The organism is Candidatus Symbiopectobacterium sp. NZEC127 (genome assembly GCF_025962675.1).
GTDB lineage: Bacteria > Pseudomonadota > Gammaproteobacteria > Enterobacterales > Enterobacteriaceae > Symbiopectobacterium.
The window spans coordinates 1754762-1771715 of the sequence record NZ_JAGFPG010000001.1 but is presented as its reverse complement, the minus strand read 5'-3'; the positions used below and the strand labels follow the sequence as shown (position 1 = coordinate 1771715).

16 protein-coding genes are annotated in these 16954 nt (G+C 54.6%); 13 read left to right on the top strand and 3 right to left on the bottom strand.

From position 1 onward, the window contains the following. Positions 1-80 precede the first annotated feature (80 nt). Together treB and J5069_RS08195 are read right to left on the bottom strand one after the other, a co-directional pair. Complete coding sequence (treB, locus tag J5069_RS08200) at positions 81-1499, bottom strand: PTS trehalose transporter subunit IIBC (RefSeq protein ID WP_264643347.1); 1419 nt, start codon at positions 1497-1499, stop codon at positions 81-83. Between the two features lie 446 nt (positions 1500-1945). Next, on the bottom strand, positions 1946-2491 hold the full coding sequence (locus J5069_RS08195) for a GNAT family N-acetyltransferase (protein ID WP_264643346.1): 546 nt from the start codon (positions 2489-2491) through the stop codon (positions 1946-1948). Positions 2492-2662: 171 nt separating this feature from the next. Here J5069_RS08195 and J5069_RS08190 point away from each other — a divergent pair, with 171 nt between their 5' ends. Further along, entirely contained in the window at positions 2663-3559 is an 897-nt protein-coding gene (locus tag J5069_RS08190) for a ParB/Srx family N-terminal domain-containing protein (protein WP_264627585.1), read from the top strand. Between the two features lie 3 nt (positions 3560-3562). On the opposite strand, the gene J5069_RS08185 is transcribed toward J5069_RS08190, so the two are convergent. Beyond that, positions 3563-4063: a hypothetical protein gene (locus J5069_RS08185; RefSeq protein WP_264627584.1), complete on the bottom strand. Its 501-nt coding sequence runs from the start codon at positions 4061-4063 to the stop codon at positions 3563-3565. A gap of 275 nt (positions 4064-4338) precedes the next feature. On the opposite strand from J5069_RS08185, the gene J5069_RS08180 reads away from it, so the two are divergent. The 12 genes from J5069_RS08180 (at position 4339) to hypE (ending at position 16877) form a co-directional block, all read left to right on the top strand. Then, positions 4339-5931 (top strand): ABC-F family ATPase, encoded by a 1593-nt coding sequence (locus J5069_RS08180; RefSeq protein WP_264643345.1) that lies wholly within the window; start codon positions 4339-4341, stop codon positions 5929-5931. Between the two features lie 832 nt (positions 5932-6763). Continuing rightward, a complete protein-coding gene (gene hybO / locus J5069_RS08175; protein ID WP_264643344.1) occupies positions 6764-7912 on the top strand; it encodes a hydrogenase 2 small subunit in 1149 nt (382 codons plus the stop codon). Between the two features lie 3 nt (positions 7913-7915). Further along, a complete protein-coding gene (gene hybA, locus J5069_RS08170) occupies positions 7916-8962 on the top strand; it encodes a hydrogenase 2 operon protein HybA (protein ID WP_264643343.1) in 1047 nt (348 codons plus the stop codon). Further along, the gene (hybB, locus tag J5069_RS08165) at positions 8949-10148 is read left to right on the top strand and encodes a Ni/Fe-hydrogenase cytochrome b subunit (RefSeq protein ID WP_264643342.1); all 1200 of its coding nucleotides are present in this window, start codon (positions 8949-8951) and stop codon (positions 10146-10148) included. Before hybA ends, hybB begins: the two co-directional genes overlap by 14 nt. Then, positions 10126-11832 (top strand): hydrogenase 2 large subunit, encoded by a 1707-nt coding sequence (hybC, locus tag J5069_RS08160; RefSeq protein WP_264643341.1) that lies wholly within the window; start codon positions 10126-10128, stop codon positions 11830-11832. Before hybB ends, hybC begins: the two co-directional genes overlap by 23 nt. A 70-nt stretch (positions 11833-11902) precedes the next feature. Beyond that, positions 11903-12436 carry a HyaD/HybD family hydrogenase maturation endopeptidase gene (locus J5069_RS08155; protein ID WP_264643340.1) on the top strand — a complete coding sequence of 178 codons (534 nt, stop codon included), beginning with the start codon at positions 11903-11905 and terminating at the stop codon, positions 12434-12436. Beyond that, complete coding sequence (gene hybE, locus J5069_RS08150; RefSeq protein ID WP_264643339.1) at positions 12433-12969, top strand: hydrogenase-2 assembly chaperone; 537 nt, start codon at positions 12433-12435, stop codon at positions 12967-12969. Before J5069_RS08155 ends, hybE begins: the two co-directional genes overlap by 4 nt. 1 nt (position 12970) lies before the next feature. Further along, complete coding sequence (hypA, locus tag J5069_RS08145) at positions 12971-13312, top strand: hydrogenase maturation nickel metallochaperone HypA (RefSeq protein WP_222157537.1); 342 nt, start codon at positions 12971-12973, stop codon at positions 13310-13312. Between the two features lie 31 nt (positions 13313-13343). Beyond that, complete coding sequence (gene hypB, locus J5069_RS08140; protein ID WP_264643338.1) at positions 13344-14450, top strand: hydrogenase nickel incorporation protein HypB; 1107 nt, start codon at positions 13344-13346, stop codon at positions 14448-14450. Beyond that, positions 14441-14728 carry a hydrogenase maturation factor HybG gene (gene hybG / locus J5069_RS08135; protein WP_252317407.1) on the top strand — a complete coding sequence of 96 codons (288 nt, stop codon included), beginning with the start codon at positions 14441-14443 and terminating at the stop codon, positions 14726-14728. Before hypB ends, hybG begins: the two co-directional genes overlap by 10 nt. Further along, positions 14715-15848 (top strand): hydrogenase formation protein HypD, encoded by a 1134-nt coding sequence (gene hypD / locus J5069_RS08130; RefSeq protein ID WP_264643337.1) that lies wholly within the window; start codon positions 14715-14717, stop codon positions 15846-15848. The genes hybG and hypD overlap by 14 nt, the downstream gene beginning before the upstream one ends. Continuing rightward, positions 15849-16877 carry a hydrogenase expression/formation protein HypE gene (gene hypE / locus J5069_RS08125; protein ID WP_319801666.1) on the top strand — a complete coding sequence of 343 codons (1029 nt, stop codon included), beginning with the start codon at positions 15849-15851 and terminating at the stop codon, positions 16875-16877. Positions 16878-16954 lie beyond the last annotated feature (77 nt).

Genomic DNA, 16954 nt, shown 5'->3' with positions numbered 1-16954 from the left:
ACGGGTATTACGAGCGAATTATTAGATTTGTCAGGCACCAAGTGATAAGCCTGATGCCTGCGGCGTATTGAACGCATAACTTACTGGAAAGGTAAGGTCGCGTTGCGCAGTTTACGGCGATAGACCACCATGGTTAACAGCGCTGGTATCACCAGGGCAATCGCCATTGCCGCCAAATAGATGGCCCAAAAGGCGGGCTTGATGGATAAAATACCCGGTAAACCGCCAACGCCAATGCCGTTCGCTGTGACGCCGACCAATCCACACAGCAACCCGGCCAAGGCTGATCCCGTCATGGCGCACAGCATCGGGAAGCCGTATTTCAGATTGATGCCGTACATGGCAGGTTCAGTGACACCCAGCATGGCGGACAGGGCCGCTGGCACGGAAACGTCTCGCTCGTTGTGTCGGCGGCTGATGATAATGATGCCAATTACCGCGGAACCCTGAGCAATATTCGATAATGCAATCAGTGGCCATACTGGGGTTCCTCCCATGCTATGAATCATTTGCATATCAATGGCGAGCGTCGTTTGGTGCACGCCAGTAATGACCAACGGTGCGTAGAGAAACCCAAACAGTGCGGCACCTATCGGTGCGAAACTGCCGGTCATTAGCCCTTTCACCACCCAGGCGACGCCGTCACCGATCAAGCGGCCAAACGGGCCAATCACCGCATGCGCCAGTGCCACGGAGGCCAGCAGGGCGGTGACAGGCACCACCACCAGATAGAGTGAGTCTGGCACCCATTGCTTCAACCGCGTCTCAATCATGGCCAGGGTAATGCCAGCCAGCAGTGACGGAATAACTTGCGCTTGATAACCGACCTTTTCGATGGCGAACCAGCCAAAATCCCAGACGTCTGGGATTTGCTGGCCTATCTGGTAAGCATTCATCAGTTGTGGCGACACCAGGGTAATGCCAAGGATGATGCCCAATACTGGCGTGCCGCCCATTTTCCGCACCGCCGACCAGCAAATGGCGACCGGAAGGTAGAAGAAGATGGCTTCACCCAACAGCCAGAGGAAATCATACAGCGATTGCCAGGCAGGATTGCGTTGGATCAGGGTTTGCCCGTCAGAGAACGGAATGTCGCCAATCACGTTGCGCAACCCCAAAATCAGCCCACCGCTGATCAGCGCTGGCAGCAGCGGGAAGAAAATTTCAGCAAAGTGAGAAATACCGCGCTCGAGAAACGTCATGTTATGACGTGCAGACTGGCGCAAACGCTCTTTGTTGGCTTTGACCTTGCCCGTGCGCGCGCTGAGTGCCTGAAAATAATCGCCCACCTCTGTGCCGATCACCACCTGAAACTGCCCGGCGGTGATGAAACAGCCTTTGACCATCGGCAGCATTTCAATGCCTTTCGCGTCGGCCCGGGCAGGATCTTGCAACACAAAGCGCAAGCGGGTAATACAGTGAGTGAGAGTAACAATGTTCTCGCTTCCGCCCAGCAGCGTGATTAATCGCTCAATATCTTGTTGTTGTACCTTGCTCATTGCGCGTCCTTGTGTGAATACCCAATGTAATCAGGTTTAAGGATAGGTAACGAACGAACGGCTGGGGAAACAACGTCACCGCAGTGCGATCACAATCAAATAATCGCGGCAGTTATAATCGGTTCTTGGCAGAAGGTAAGGTGTGGGCAGAGAAAAACAAAGGCCGCCTGTTAAGAAAAGGCGGCCTTAGAGAGGAAAGTGGCTGTTATCAGAACGGGCTGATGATTGAGCCGATACGTTCGCAGTAGCTGACATAGACATTCCCCATTTTTTTGAAGAATTTACTGATATCACGGAACATTTTCATAATCAGTCTCCTTGGGTTCGTTAATAAGTGTGATGTTCATCACGTTTTAAAGAATAGCCCAAAGAGAACGTCGGTTCAATATTTTTGTGACGAATATCACTATTTTTTGCCAAAATGACATTCGCCACCGAGCAGCGACTTATCGCGCCGCCGCGCGCTGCAAGCGATAACGGTTTTGATCGTAAACGTTATCCCCAATTTTTTCTGCTGCGGGTAAGCACTCGACAAACTCAAAACCCAAACGTTGGGCCAGCGCATTGCTGCGCTGATTCACCGTGGCGGCCTTGATGATAAAGGTGTCCAGTATGGCGGCATTGGCGAATGAATCGATTAACAACGCGATCGCCTGCGAGGCGATGCCTTGCCCCTGAAAGCGTTCAGCCATCCAATAACCTATTTCTCCCTGTGAATCCTTCAGGCTGTTAAATGAGGCCACACCGGCGATCTCCCCCTGCCAGCGGATGAGATAGACCGCTGCGCGTCCGGCAAAAAAATCCTCACGGTTCTCTTTGATGGTTGTCAGGGTATCCTCGATGTGTCGCACGCTGTCTGGCCAGGCCAGAGTGTGGCGCAGACGCGCCTTTTCCAGTTGTATCAGAGAAAATAACGCCGGTGCATCCTGCTCTTCTTGCAATGCCAATGTGAGATGTGGCGGGCGATGTAGCCTGTGTAGTGTCTGTAACATTGAAGCTCCCTGCTGTTGTTTTATGTGGTGTGCATTGGAGGGGTTGTGGTGAAACTCTTGCCATCTGCTAGTAAATGATTCTACTGTGCTGATCTGTCGGGTCAACGTCTTCCATCTCGAGGTTTTATGAAGCACAGGCATTTACAACGCGCGCGTCCATCACAGGGGCCGATGGCTCTCGTATTCACCGGAATCATAGCGTTGATGGCAGCCTGGAGCGGGGCGGTATTCGCCAACGGGACGCTGATTGCCGTGAAAGCCTCAACGATTCATCCCACCCAACCGGCGATCGGCAGGGCAGAAGTTGCCTACGATCTCGCCCACTACCGACAAAAACCGCGCGCGCTGTTTGATGATTTTTGTAAGGGAGAAGGGGCGGGAAAGGTGGCTGATTTCTCAGACGCCTCGACGCTGGCCACACCTACGAGTTTTCGCTGCACCAAACCGGCCGGGACCCATCCCGATGCGGTAAAATCCGCGGTGATTGCCCCGGATGGTCTGGTCTACCTGACGGACGGCCATCACTCGGTGAGCGCATTACGCGCCAGCACGCCGGATAGCGATATCACGCTGTCGTTGCGTATTACCGATGACTTGCGCCATTTACCCTCAATGGCGGCATTCTGGGACTACATGCAACAGCATCATCTGGTGTGGCTGGAGGGGCCTACCGGCAAGGTTGCACCGCAGCAACTGCCCACCCAGGTGGGCATTGACGCCATGCAGGACGATCCTTATCGCTCGGTGCTCTATTTCTTGCGTGGTATTGCCTATGAACGGCCAGAACCCTCTCCTCCGTTTTTGGAGTTTTATCTGGGGGCGTGGCTGAAAAGTCAGATGGCGATTACGCCTGCGGATACGGCAACACCACAGGCGTACTTTGCTCTGTTGCAAAAGGCGGCGCAGCGTATGGCACAAGCGTCACCGCAAACCCATACCTTACCCGATACTGCTTCGCCGACGCTGCAACAACTTGGACAACTTACCGAGCTAAACCACAAGAAATTAAACAAGTTAAATAAACCCGACGGTAAGTTGGCGCTGTTGTTTTGCTCTGAATGTAAATGATGATTACCCTAAGCCAAAATTATAGCGATAGGGGTTAAGTCCATTCCGCGCGGCGGGACGATACCCAATAAGCGATGACGGGGTGATAGTGATAACAGAGGGTTCCTCTGCGGATGCGAACTGTTCTCTGTTATAGATAAAAGCGCCAACCGCGGTGGTGATCAAGGTGAGTCCACCTAGCAGTATCCATCGGTTTGATCGCCCCTTGGGTGGCCTGGTTTCAACTGCGCCATCCACCGGGCTACATTGTGCTGATGGCGCAGATTGCTGGTGCGTGACATTCGAAGCCAGCCTTTCTGTTGCTGAACCTGTTTGCATGTTTAGGGTTACTTGATGGCTTTTATTTGATACTGCTGATGTTTCACGATCTTCTGATGTGTTGGTCAGTAACCTAATACGCTCTGGCAGGTAATAGCGCTTGCCGGTATTTTCGTGGCCATGCCCCTGTTTTAATGGCATATATGCCAAAGGGGAAACAGGTGAAGCGGTAGAAACACTGTTCATGGTTTTATCTCGCAGTATGAATATTCGAAATGGCTCACTACCTATATTAAAGAGAGCCTACAGCACGCCTGTAGCGCCCTCACGGCTGGCCATTCTAAGTCTGTCCCATCAACCATGTTTACAAATAATAATCACACTGCTGGTAGGCTGACACTCAATTCTGATAGCACATCGTCGTTTTTCACTGGGCGCAGTCGCATAAAACGATAGGCGACCGAAAGGGTGATCTGTGGCATAATGAGCGTTAAATCACACTTTTTATTTGAGTCAACGCCGTGTTAAGTACCAACAACATTACGATGCAGTTTGGCAGTAAGCCGCTTTTTGAAAATATCTCCGTCAAGTTTGGCAACGGCAACCGCTACGGGTTGATTGGTGCTAACGGTTGCGGTAAATCCACCTTTATGAAGATCCTCGGTGGCGATCTGGTGCCGAGCGGCGGTAACGTTGCCCTCGATCCGAATGAGCGCCTGGGTAAGCTGCGTCAGGACCAGTTTGCGTTTGAGCATTTCAGCGTGCTGGATACCGTGATCATGGGACACGCTGAACTCTGGACGGTAAAAGAAGAGCGTGACCGCATTTACGCGCTGCCAGAAATGAGCGAGGAAGACGGCTATAAAGTGGCCGATCTGGAAGTTAAATACGGCGAAATGGACGGCTATAGTGCCGAATCTCGCGCAGGGGAACTGCTGTTAGGCGTCGGTATCCCACTGGAACAGCATTACGGTCTGATGAGTGAAGTCGCTCCCGGCTGGAAGCTGCGCGTACTGTTGGCGCAGGCGCTGTTTTCCAATCCTGATATTTTGCTGCTCGATGAACCGACCAACAACCTGGATATCGACACGATTCGCTGGCTGGAAAATGTGCTGAACGAACGCAACAGCACCATGATCATCATTTCCCACGATCGCCACTTCCTGAATATGGTGTGCACTCACATGGCGGATCTGGACTACGGTGAGCTGCGCGTTTATCCCGGAAACTACGACGAATACATGACGGCCGCCACGCAGGCGCGCGAACGTCTGTTGTCAGACAACGCCAAGAAAAAAGCGCAGATTGCCGAACTGCAATCCTTCGTCAGCCGCTTTAGCGCTAACGCATCGAAATCGCGTCAGGCAACGTCTCGTGCACGTCAAATCGAAAAAATTCAGCTTGATGAAGTGAAAGCCTCCAGCCGCCAGAACCCGTTTATCCGCTTCGATCAGGATAAGAAATTGTTCCGTAACGCGCTGGAAGTGGAAGCGCTGGCGAAAGGCTTTGATAACGGCCCGCTGTTCTCTGGTCTTAACTTGCTGATTGAAGTGGGTGAAAAGGTTGCCATCTTGGGGACCAACGGTATCGGTAAAACCACGCTGCTGAAAACCCTGGTGGGCGAGCTGGCAGGGGATAAAGGTACCGTTAAGTGGTCTGAAAACGTCAACATTGCCTACTACGCGCAGGATCATGAATACGAGTTTGATGGCGATCTGACCGTGTTTGACTGGATGAGCCAGTGGAAGCAGGAGAAGGATGACGAGCAGGCCGTGCGCAGCGTACTGGGCCGCCTGCTGTTTGGTCAGGACGATATCAAGAAGAAAGTGAAAGTGCTCTCTGGGGGCGAAAAAGGCCGTATGCTGTTCGGCAAGCTGATGATGCAGCGCCCCAATATTCTGGTGATGGACGAACCCACCAACCACCTGGATATGGAATCGATTGAAGCGCTTAACATGGCGCTGGAGCTCTATCAGGGCACCTTGCTGTTTGTCTCCCATGACCGCGAGTTCGTTAGCTCGCTGGCGACGCGCGTACTGGAAATCACGCCTAACAAGGTGGTGGATTTCACCGGCAGTTACGAAGAGTACCTGCGCAGCCAAGGCATTGAGTAACTCATCGCTTCAGTTACCCCGCTGCGCGATTATTCGCGCGCAGCGGGCGTTCCACCTAACATCCTCGCTCGCTTCCCTTTGATAGCCACCCGCTTTCTCTTTGATACATAGGATCTTGCAATCGCTGCATCCACCACGGTGCACTTAAGAGAACCCGTCGCTCTGCTACTCCCTTAGGGTTATAGTCACTTTTATTTATTATTTTTCGTCTGCAATTGACCGCCTATTTGTGCCATTTTTTCTTTCTCCTACCTGAGCAATATATTCGGCGTTGTGATGTGATTCAAAAAATTTGCGTTAACGGTTTTTATTTAACTAAATTATTTAACGCTTTTTTTGAAAGATCCTATGTTGACCTGTGCAAAACGAGAAAATCAGATATATTAAAAAATAATAGATATGATATTTAATTATGCTAAAAATCAACTATTTATATATTTTTGGTTTGTGGGTTAATCGATTAAGCAGCGAAATCGATACTGCAAAAAATAGGAGAATATAGTTATTGAGATTATTTCTCATTTGAATTCTGTGTAAATGGACAAAATAAAAGGATGATGCGTAAACAATCACACTTATAACAGAAATAAGCAGGCTAATGTTCTGCTGCTTGATGAAGATCAAGTCTGTTAAATGAATTTCCTCATTACCATACCCGTACACATGTTGTGTGTTATACCCCACACCGTTGAAGTTGCAGGTGCGTCGGCTATCTTGCTTACTCCGCCAGACTTATCCACATCAGTTTTCGGGAGTACGCGAGGCAGTCGTGTACCTGTTTTTCGAAATCCATTGGGTAAGCTCCGTTCTGGTTACAGGAGAATAATAAAAAATGACTGGGGAAAATGTAATGCTTTCCCATCATGGCGTTAATCGCCGTGATTTTATGAAGTTATGTGCAGCACTTGCCGCATCGATGGGGTTAGCGGATTCCGCTGCCGCAGAGATTGCGCAATCCCTTGGCTCCGCGCAGCGTCCGCCGGTGCTATGGATTGGCGCTCAGGAGTGTACAGGTTGTACCGAATCCCTGCTGCGTGCTACTCACCCGACGATTGAAAACTTGCTGCTAAACACCATTTCGCTGGAGTACCACGAGGTACTTTCGGCCGCTTTTGGTGAGCAGGCAGAGGAGAATAAACACCGCGCCATCGAACAGTACAAAGGTAAGTATGTGCTGGTGGTGGACGGTTCTATTCCGATCAAGGATGGCGGCATCTACTGTATGGTGGCTGGCAAGCCCATCGTCGATCATATCCGTGAAGCGGCGGAACACGCGGCGGCGATTATTGCCATCGGCTCCTGTTCTGCCTGGGGTGGTGTTGCCGCAGCAGGTAGCAACCCGACAGGTGCGGTCAGTCTGGAAGCGGTACTGCCGGGCAAAACCGTTATCAATATCCCCGGTTGTCCACCGAACCCGCACAACTTTCTGGCGACCGTGGCGCATATCATCACCTATCAACGTGCGCCAGCATTGGATGCCAAAGGCCGTCCCACCTTTGCCTATGGTCGCCTGATCCATGAGCATTGTGAACGTCGTCCTCACTTTGATGCAGGCCGCTTTGCCAAAGAGTTTGGTGATGACGGGCATCGTCAAGGCTGGTGCCTCTATCACCTGGGATGCAAAGGACCGGAAACCTACGGTAACTGCTCGATCATTGAATTCTGTGACGTCGGCGGCGGTATCTGGCCGGTAGGGATCGGTCACCCGTGCTATGGCTGTAACGAAGAGGGCGTCGGCTTTAAGAAAGGGATCTTCCAGTTGGCGAATGTGGAGAATCCTACGCCGCGTGCGCAGAAACCGACGGTAGATCGTCCCGAAGGGGGTGAAGTTTCCGCCACGGCGGTAGGTCTGCTCGGCGCGGTGCTGGGCGTGGTCGGCGGCGTCAGCTTGATGGCAGTGAGGGAATTGGGGCGTCAACAGAAAAATGCTCAGCAAAAACAGGGGCAGCAAGACGCCGGTAACGATTCCCGGGAGGGCTAAGCCGTGAACAGACGCAATTTTTTCAAGCTAGCCTCTGCCAGTGCGGTTATGGCGGGAACGCCGTTTGCCGCCAAGGCAGCGGCGACCAATCGACCGCCGATCCCCGGTGCACTGGGCATGCTTTACGACTCAACGCTGTGCGTAGGGTGTCAGGCATGCGTGACCGAGTGTCAGCAGGTTAACGAATCGGCCTATCGACCGGATAGCCAGATTTATGCCGGCGGTTCACCAACCTGGTCCAACAATGACAAGTTGAGCCCTTACACCAACAACATCATTCAGGTGTGGAGCAGCGGTACCGGTCAGAACAAAGACCAGGCCGATAACGGCTATGCCTACATCAAGAAGCAGTGTATGCACTGTGTCGATCCGAACTGTGTCTCGGTCTGCCCGGTCAGCGCGCTGAAAAAAGATGCCAAAACCGGCGTCGTGCATTATGACGCCAGCGTTTGTACCGGCTGTCGCTATTGCATGGTGGCGTGCCCGTTCAACATCCCCAAATACGACTACGAAAACCCGTTCGGCAAACTGCACAAGTGCGAGCTGTGTAACCAGAAAGGGCTGGAGCGGTTGGATAAAGGCGGCATGCCGGGATGCGTGGAAGTATGCCCAACCGGCGCGGTGATCTTTGGCACGCGCGAAGAGCTGCTTGATGAAGCCAAACGCCGTATGGCGATGAAACCGGGCGATGAGTACCACTACCCGCGTCAGACGCTGGGGGCCAAAGATACTTACCTGCACACCATTCCGACCTACGATCGCCATATTTACGGCGAGAAAGAGGCGGGCGGTACACAGGTATTGGTAATGGCAGGGGTTCCCTACCAAAACCTCGATCTGCCGCAACTGGATGAGCTGTCTACCGGCGCGCGCTCTGAGCACGTTCAGCACACCTTGTATAAAGGCATGGTGTTGCCGCTGGCGGTGTTAGCTGGGCTTTCTGTGCTGGTGCACCGTAACACCCGGGATGAACGCAAGGCGGACGACGAACACCACGCCGATCCGCATCATCCGAAGAAAGATCAGGAGAACGATCATGACGGCGCATAAAGCCAGCCCGCTGGGCGGGCGTCTGGTCAGTTGGCCGGTGATGCTGTTGGCACCGCTTGCGGTGATCTGCGGCGTATTGATTCTGCGGCGGCTTATCTTTGGTATCGGTGCGGTAGCGGCCCTGAACGGAGGCTATCCGTGGGGGCTGTGGATCGCGTTTGACCTGCTGGTCGGCACCGGGTTTGCCTGCGGCGGCTGGGCGTTGGCCTGGGCGGTTTATGTGTTTAACCGTGGCGAATATCACCCCTTGGTGCGTCCGGCGCTGTTGGCCAGCTTGTTCGGCTACTCGCTGGGTGGGCTGTCCATCACCATCGACGTGGGGCGTTACTGGAACCTGCCGTACTTCTACATTCCTGGTTTCTTCAACACCAACTCGGTGCTGTTTGAAACCGCCGTTTGTATGACCATCTACATCGGGGTGATGGCGTTGGAGTTTGCGCCCGTGGTGTTCGAACGGTTCGGGTGGAAGAAAGCGCTGAAGCACCTCAACAAGGCGATGTTCTTTATCATTTCGCTCGGGGCATTGCTGCCCACCATGCACCAATCCTCCATGGGCTCGCTGATGATTTCGGCCGGGTACAAGGTGCATCCGCTGTGGCAAAGCTATGAGTTGCTGCCGCTGTTGTCGTTGTTAACCGCCTTCATTATGGGCTTCTCCATCGTCACGTTTGAAGGATCGCTGGTGCAGGCCGGGCTGAAAGGTCGCGGACCCAATGAACGCCCGCTGTTTACCAAGCTGAGCGCCATCACCCAGGTATTGCTGGTGCTGTTCTTGGTGCTGCGCTTTGGCGAACTGTTGTGGCACAACAAAACCGGCTATCTGTTCAGTGGCGATCGCTTCTCCATCATGTTCTGGTGTGAAGCGGCGCTGATGGCGTTCCCGCTGGTGCTGTTCCGGTTGCCGGGGGCGCGTGAAGATTCGCGCTGGCTGTTCGTCGGTGGCCTCAGCATGCTGTTTGGGGCGGCACTGTGGCGTTTGAGCTATTCACTGCTGGCGTTCAATCCTGGCGGTGGCTACCACTACTTCCCTGCGGCACAAGAAGTGCTGATCTCCATGGGATTTGTCGCCATTGAAGTGTGCGCATACATCTTGTTAATCCGGTTGTTGCCGGTTCTTCCCGCACTGGGAAGCGTTCATAAGAATTATCAGGCCGAGGTAAAGCATGAGCCAACGCATCACCATTGATCCTATTACCCGTATCGAAGGGCACCTGCGCATTGATTGCGAAATTGAGCATGGGAAAGTCACTAAAGCCTGGTCTTCCGGGACCATGTGGCGGGGAATGGAAGAAATCGTTAAAGGTCAGGATCCGCGCGATGCGTGGATGATTGTGCAGCGTATCTGTGGGGTGTGTACCACGGTGCACGCCATCGCGTCAGTGCGCGCGGTGGAAAACGCACTCGGGTTGAACGTACCGGTCAATGCACAGTATATCCGCAACCTGATTCTGGCTGCACACAGCATTCATGACCATATTGTTCACTTTTACCAACTGTCGGCGCTCGATTGGGTCGATGTGACGGCGGCGTTGAACGCGGATCCGAACAAAGCGGAAGCCCTGCTGAAAGGCGCATCCACCTGGTCGTTGAACAGCGCAGCAGAGTTCACCAAAGTGCAGCAGAAGATCAAAGACCTGGTGGCCAGCGGCCAACTGGGGATCTTCGCCAACGGCTATTGGGGACACCCTGCCATGGCGCTGCCGCCTGAAGTGAACCTGATTGCCGTCGCTCACTACCTGCAAGCGCTGGAATGCCAGCGTGATGCGAACCGTATCGTTGCCATTCTGGGCGGCAAAACGCCGCACATCCAGAACCTGGCGGTCGGCGGTGTGGCAAACGCGATCAACCTGGATGCTCCTGCGGTGCTGACCATGGAACGCCTGATGTACGTGAAATCGTTCATCGATCGTCTGGGCGATTTTATCGAGCAGGTTTACAAAGTGGATTGCGCGGTTATCGCGGCGCACTACCCTGAGTGGCTGACGCTGGGCAAAGGGGCCGATCACTACCTGAGCGTGCCTGAACTGCCGACCGACAACCAAGGCGGCAGCTTCCTGCTGACCGGCGGTTATCTGGAAAACGGGGATTTCAGCAAATATCGTCCGATCACCACCCACAACGATGCGTTTTTGATCGACGGCATCAAAGAAAGCGGCAAGCATGCTTGGTATAAAGATGATGAACCGTTGGCACCGTGGGAAGGGCTGACGCGCCCCAACTACACCGGCTGGCAGGATGATGGCAAATATTCCTGGGTGAAAGCGCCGACCTTCTACGGCAAAACGGTCGAAGTCGGGCCGCTGGCCTGGTTGCTGTGCGGTTTGGCCGCCAAACACCAAGACACGCAAGCCCATTTCGCGCAGGTTGCTGGTCTGTATAAAGCGCTGACCGGTAAAACGCTGGAAGAGAAACACTTGCACTCCACGTTAGGGCGTGTGATTGGCCGTACCGTGCATTGCTGCGTATTGAAAGATACCTTGGCGCAGCAGTGGCAGGCGCTGGTGACCAATATCGGCAAGGGTGACCACCAGACCTTTATCAAGCCGGAGTTTACCCCGGACAAAGAGTACCGTGGCGTCGGGTTTGGCGAAATGCCGCGCGGTATGCTGTCGCACTGGATTGTGTTCAAGAACGGCAAGATCACCAACTATCAGGCGGTGGTGCCCTCAACCTGGACCTCTGGACCGCGTAACTTTGAAGGGGTTGCTGGGCCTTACGAGCAATCGCTGGTAGGTACGCCGGTGGCCGATCCGCATAAACCGCTGGAAGTGGTGCGTACCATCCACTCCTTTGACCCCTGCATGTCTTGTGCCGTGCACGTGGTTGATGCAGTGAACGGTAATGAAGTCACCCGCGTGAAAGTGCTGTAACGGTCACGCTGTTGTTCGTCATTCCCGCAGTGGCGGGAATGACGAGAAGGATGTCGTAAAAGGGTTCATCATGAAAACATTGGTGTTAGGGATTGGCAACCTGCTGCTGAGCGATGAAGCAGTTGGCGTGCGCATTATCGAATCGCTGGAACGGCAATACGCGTTCTCGCCGGAGATTGATATCGTCGATGGCGGCACATCGGGCATGGAGTTGCTTGAAACCATGGCCCAGCGCGAACATATGATCGTTGCTGATGCGGTGCTGACTGGCAGCGCGCCGGGCACCGTCACCGTGCTGCGCGACAATGAAGTGCCTGCGCTGTTTACCCGTAAAATTTCCCCGCACCAGTTAGGGTTGGCGGATGTGCTGATGGCGCTACAGCTGACGGACGAGTTTCCTCGTCGGTTAATGCTGGTTGGCGTAGAGCCGCAGTCATTGGAGTCGACGATTGGGCTCAGCGACTGCGTGCAGCGTGCTATCGAACCCGCTCTGGCGCAGATCCTGGCGGCGTTGAATGCCAGCGGCATCACGGTGCGCAGAAAAACGCCACAGGAACAGGCGGCGTATCCCACCACCTGTCTGTCGGTGGAGCACTGTGTATGAGTGAGCGCATTGACGATCCTTCCGCTGTGGCCGATCGCGCAGTGACTGAGGATACGTTGGGCTTCGCGGACTCTCCCGCTGTCTGGCTGGAAGCGGCATTTACCCGCGTCGCTCACACCGATATGCAAACCTTGCCGTTCTATCGTGCCGCCATTCCGGTAAAAACGTGCGGTTTCACCCTGTTTGAACAGCAGTGGGTCGGTTGCTTGTTAACGCCCTGGACGCTGAGTTTGCTGGTGTTGCCGGGACCGGATCAGGTGTGGTCACGGCGCACGGCCGGTGAGCGTCTGGCGCTGCAATTGCCGTGCGGCAATGTCACGTTTATCGCGAGCGAAATTGCCGACGCGAGCGGTCAAAACCATCAGTATCTTTCCTGTTCACTGATGTCGCCCATCGATCCCCATATGTCGGCACAGCAGGCGTTAACGCTGGCAGAACAGAGCGCGCGCATGGCGCTGTCGCTCCCGGTGGTGGATGCCAATGCGCCGCGTAATCTCAGCCGTCGTGCGTTGTTCCTGCGTGGGAACGCGTAGCATGCATGAAATATCCCTCTGCTACAGCACGCTAGAGTTGATTGAGCAACAGGCGCGTCAACACGGCGCGCATAAAGTCACGGGCGTATGGCTGGAAATTGGTGCGCTGTCCTGCATTGAGGAGAGCGCATTACGCTTTTGCTTTGAATCCGTTTGCCGACAAACGCTGGCGGAGGGATGCGAGTTACACGTTGCCGTGCGCGCGGCCCGGGCCTGGTGCTGGGAGTGCAGTGCGGTAGTTGACATTTCGCGCCACGGTGCGGGTTGCCCGCAGTGTGGCAGCTATAACCTGCGAATTGATGAAGGCGATAGCCTGCAATTGAAACAGCTAGCAGTAGAGTAACGCGGTTTAACACCGTAAGGAGTCAGTTCCTATGTGTACCACATGTGGCTGCGGCGAAGGGGAACGCAGAATTGAAGGTGATGAGCATGCTCATGAACATCATGACCATGACCATTCCCACGCGCATCATCATGGGCATCACCACGGACACGATCATGCGCATACGCACCAACACGCCCATGCTCATCATCACCCGCATCATCACGCTGATGACGCCATGTCGGAAGAGGCGGGCTCGCCGCGCTATGTGGTGATTCATCACCACCATTACCACCATAACGGTGATGTTCACCACCACTATCACGGCGAAAGTAAGGTGGTGTCAAAGCGCAGCGTAGAACAGGGACACGCTCATGCTCATGACGACCACCATCACGATCATCACCATGACGCGCATCAACCGGTTGTTTTCCTGCCGCAAGTGAACGGTTCGGATCTGCACTACGGGCGGGGCGAGGCGGGAACGCACGCACCGGGCATGCCACAACAGCGTCTGTTGCAGATTGAAATGGATGTGCTGAGCAAAAACAATGCGCTGGCTGAGCATAATCGCGAGCATTTTTCTGCACAAAACATTCTGGCGCTCAATCTGGTTTCCAGCCCCGGCTCCGGTAAAACCACCCTGTTGACACAGACGCTTGATCGTATCAGCAGTCATGTGCCTTGCGCCGTTATCGAAGGTGATCAACAGACCACCAACGATGCTGAACGTATTCGCGCAACTGGGGTGAGTGCCATTCAGGTTAACACCGGGAAAGGCTGTCATCTGGATGCGCAAATGGTGCATGATGCCGCGCATCGTCTGCAACTGACGGATAACAGCATTCTGTTTATCGAAAACGTCGGTAACCTGGTGTGCCCAGCCGGGTTCGATCTCGGTGAGCGCCATAAAGTGGCGGTGCTCTCGGTGACGGAAGGCGAAGATAAACCGCTAAAATATCCGCATATGTTTTCTGCCGCCGCGTTAATGATCATTAACAAGATCGATCTGCTGCCCTATCTGGATTTCGATCTTGACGCCTGCATCGCGTATGCGCGTCGGGTGAACCCAGATATTCAAGTGATTGCACTCTCGGCCCGCAGCGGCGAGGGGATGGATGAATGGTTCGCCTGGCTGGAGGCACAACAATGTGCTTAGGCATTCCGGGTAAAGTGGTGTCGGTCGGTGAAGATATTCACCAACCGGCGCTGGTGGATGTGTGCGGTGTGCAGCGCGCGGTGAATATCGCGCTGGTGTGCGAAGGTGAACCGGCGGAACTGATCGGCCAGTGGGTTTTGGTGCACGTCGGGTTTGCCATGAGCCTGCTGGATGAGCAGGAGGCGCAGGACACGCTGGACGCATTGCAATCCATGCAGGCGGTTGGGCTGGAGCTGGACGAAATGCGCCAGCACGGGGACGGTTATGCAGTACGTTGATGAATTTCGCGATCCTGAATTAGCCAAAACGCTGCTGCGGGAAATTGAAAAGCAGGTGGCAGCGATGCCGCACTGGCGTGAACATCCGCTGCAACTGATGGAAGTGTGCGGCGGGCACACCCACGCCATTTTCAAGTTTGGGCTGGATCGGCTATTGCCGCCGGAGATTGAGTTTGTGCATGGCCCCGGTTGCCCAGTGTGCGTGCTGCCGATGGGACGTATTGATGCCTGCATCGAAATCGCCTCGCACCCGGAAGTGATCTTCTGCACCTTCGGTGATGCGATGCGCGTGCCGGGACGCAACGGCTCCTTGCTGGATGCGCGCCGTCACGGTGCGGATGTGCGCATTGTCTACTCGCCGCTGGATGCACTGGCGCTGGCGGAGAAATACCCGGAGCGTCAGGTGGTGTTTTTCGGGCTGGGATTCGAAACCACCATGCCCAGCACTGCGCTGACATTACAGCAGGCCAAACGGCGCGGCATTCATAATTTTTCGCTTTTCTGTCAGCACATTACCATTATCCCCACCTTGCGCAGCTTGCTGGAACAACCGGATATCCGTATCGACGGCTTTCTGGCTCCGGGCCACGTCAGCATGGTGATTGGCGCTTCGCCTTATCAACCGTTGTGCGATGAGTTTCATAAGCCGTTTGTCATCACTGGTTTTGAACCACTGGATATATTGCAAGCGTTGCTGATGCTGGTGACGCAATTGCGTGAAGCGCGCTGCCAGGTAGAAAATCAGTATCGTCGCATTGTGCCGGACAGCGGTAACGGACTGGCGCAAAAAGCGATGGATGAGGTGTTTGAGATCAAGGCCAGCAGTGAATGGCGCGGGCTGGGTGAGATTGCCGATTCCGGCATGCAATTGCGCGCCGCCTATCATGACTATGATGCTGAACGTCGCTTTCAACCCCGTCAGCAGCGGGTGGCCGATGAACCACTGTCACGCTGCGGTGATGTGCTGACCGGTCGCTGCAAACCGGCGGATTGCCCGCTGTTTGCCTCGCGTTGCTCGCCAGAAAACGCCATTGGTGCGCTGATGGTCTCGTCAGAAGGGGCCTGTGCCGCCTATTATCAATATCGCCGGGAAGAGAGTCCCGTCGGGAGTGACACTTAAGTGAATATTTGCAAACCGCCCAAAGAGATAACGCTGGCGCACGGCAGTGGCGGTCAGGCCATGCAACAACTGATTGCCTCGTTGTTTTTAACCGCGTTTGATAACCCGCTGCTTGGGCAACGGGAAGATCAAGCGCGTATGCCGCTGGCCCCGCTGACGCAGCAGGGCGATCGTCTGGCGTTTACTACCGACAGCTATGTCATCGATCCGATTTTTTTCCCCGGAGGCGATATTGGCAAGCTGGCCGTGTGTGGCACGGTCAACGATCTGGCGGTCAGCGGTGCGCAGCCGCTTTATCTTTCTTGCGGCTTTATCATTGAAGAAGGGTTTTCCGGCGACGATCTGGTACGCATTGTGACGTCCATGGCGCATACCGCGCAGCAGGCCGGCGTGCAGATTGTAACCGGGGATACCAAGGTGGTGCCGCGCGGCGCTGCTGATAAACTGTTTATCAATACGGCGGGTATCGGCGTCATCCCTACTGAGATCAACTGGGGCGCATCGCAGATCCGTGCCGGTGATAAACTCATCGTCACTGGGACCTTGGGCGATCACGGTGCGACCATCCTTAATCTGCGCGAAAAATTGGGCTTGGAAGCGGAACTGAGCAGCGACTGTGCTGCCCTGACACCGATGATTGCACCTTTGCGTGCGATCGACGGGGTGCGTGCGCTGCGTGATGCTACGCGCGGCGGTGTGACGGCCATCCTGCATGAATATGCGCAAGCCAGCGGTTGCGGTATGGTGATTGACGAGGCGGCGCTGCCGCTGAAATCAGCGGTGCGCGGTATCTGTGAAATTCTGGGCTTGGAAGCGCTGAATTTTGCCAACGAAGGTAAGCTGGTATTAGCGGTGGCTCCGCAGGCGGAACAAGCGGTGCTTGACGCGCTGCATGCACATCCACTGGGCAAAGAGGCTGTCACCATCGGCGAAGCGACGGCGCAAAAGCAGGTACGACTGCGCGGAATATTCGGCGCTTCACGGCTGCTGGATCTGCCGCATAATGAACCCATGCCGCGCATCTGCTAACGTTTTAGGTTTGCTTCGCGTAAAGCATCCCGCTGAAGTGCGCGGAGCCGCCTACCCGGCGGTTTCACCCACCTGGG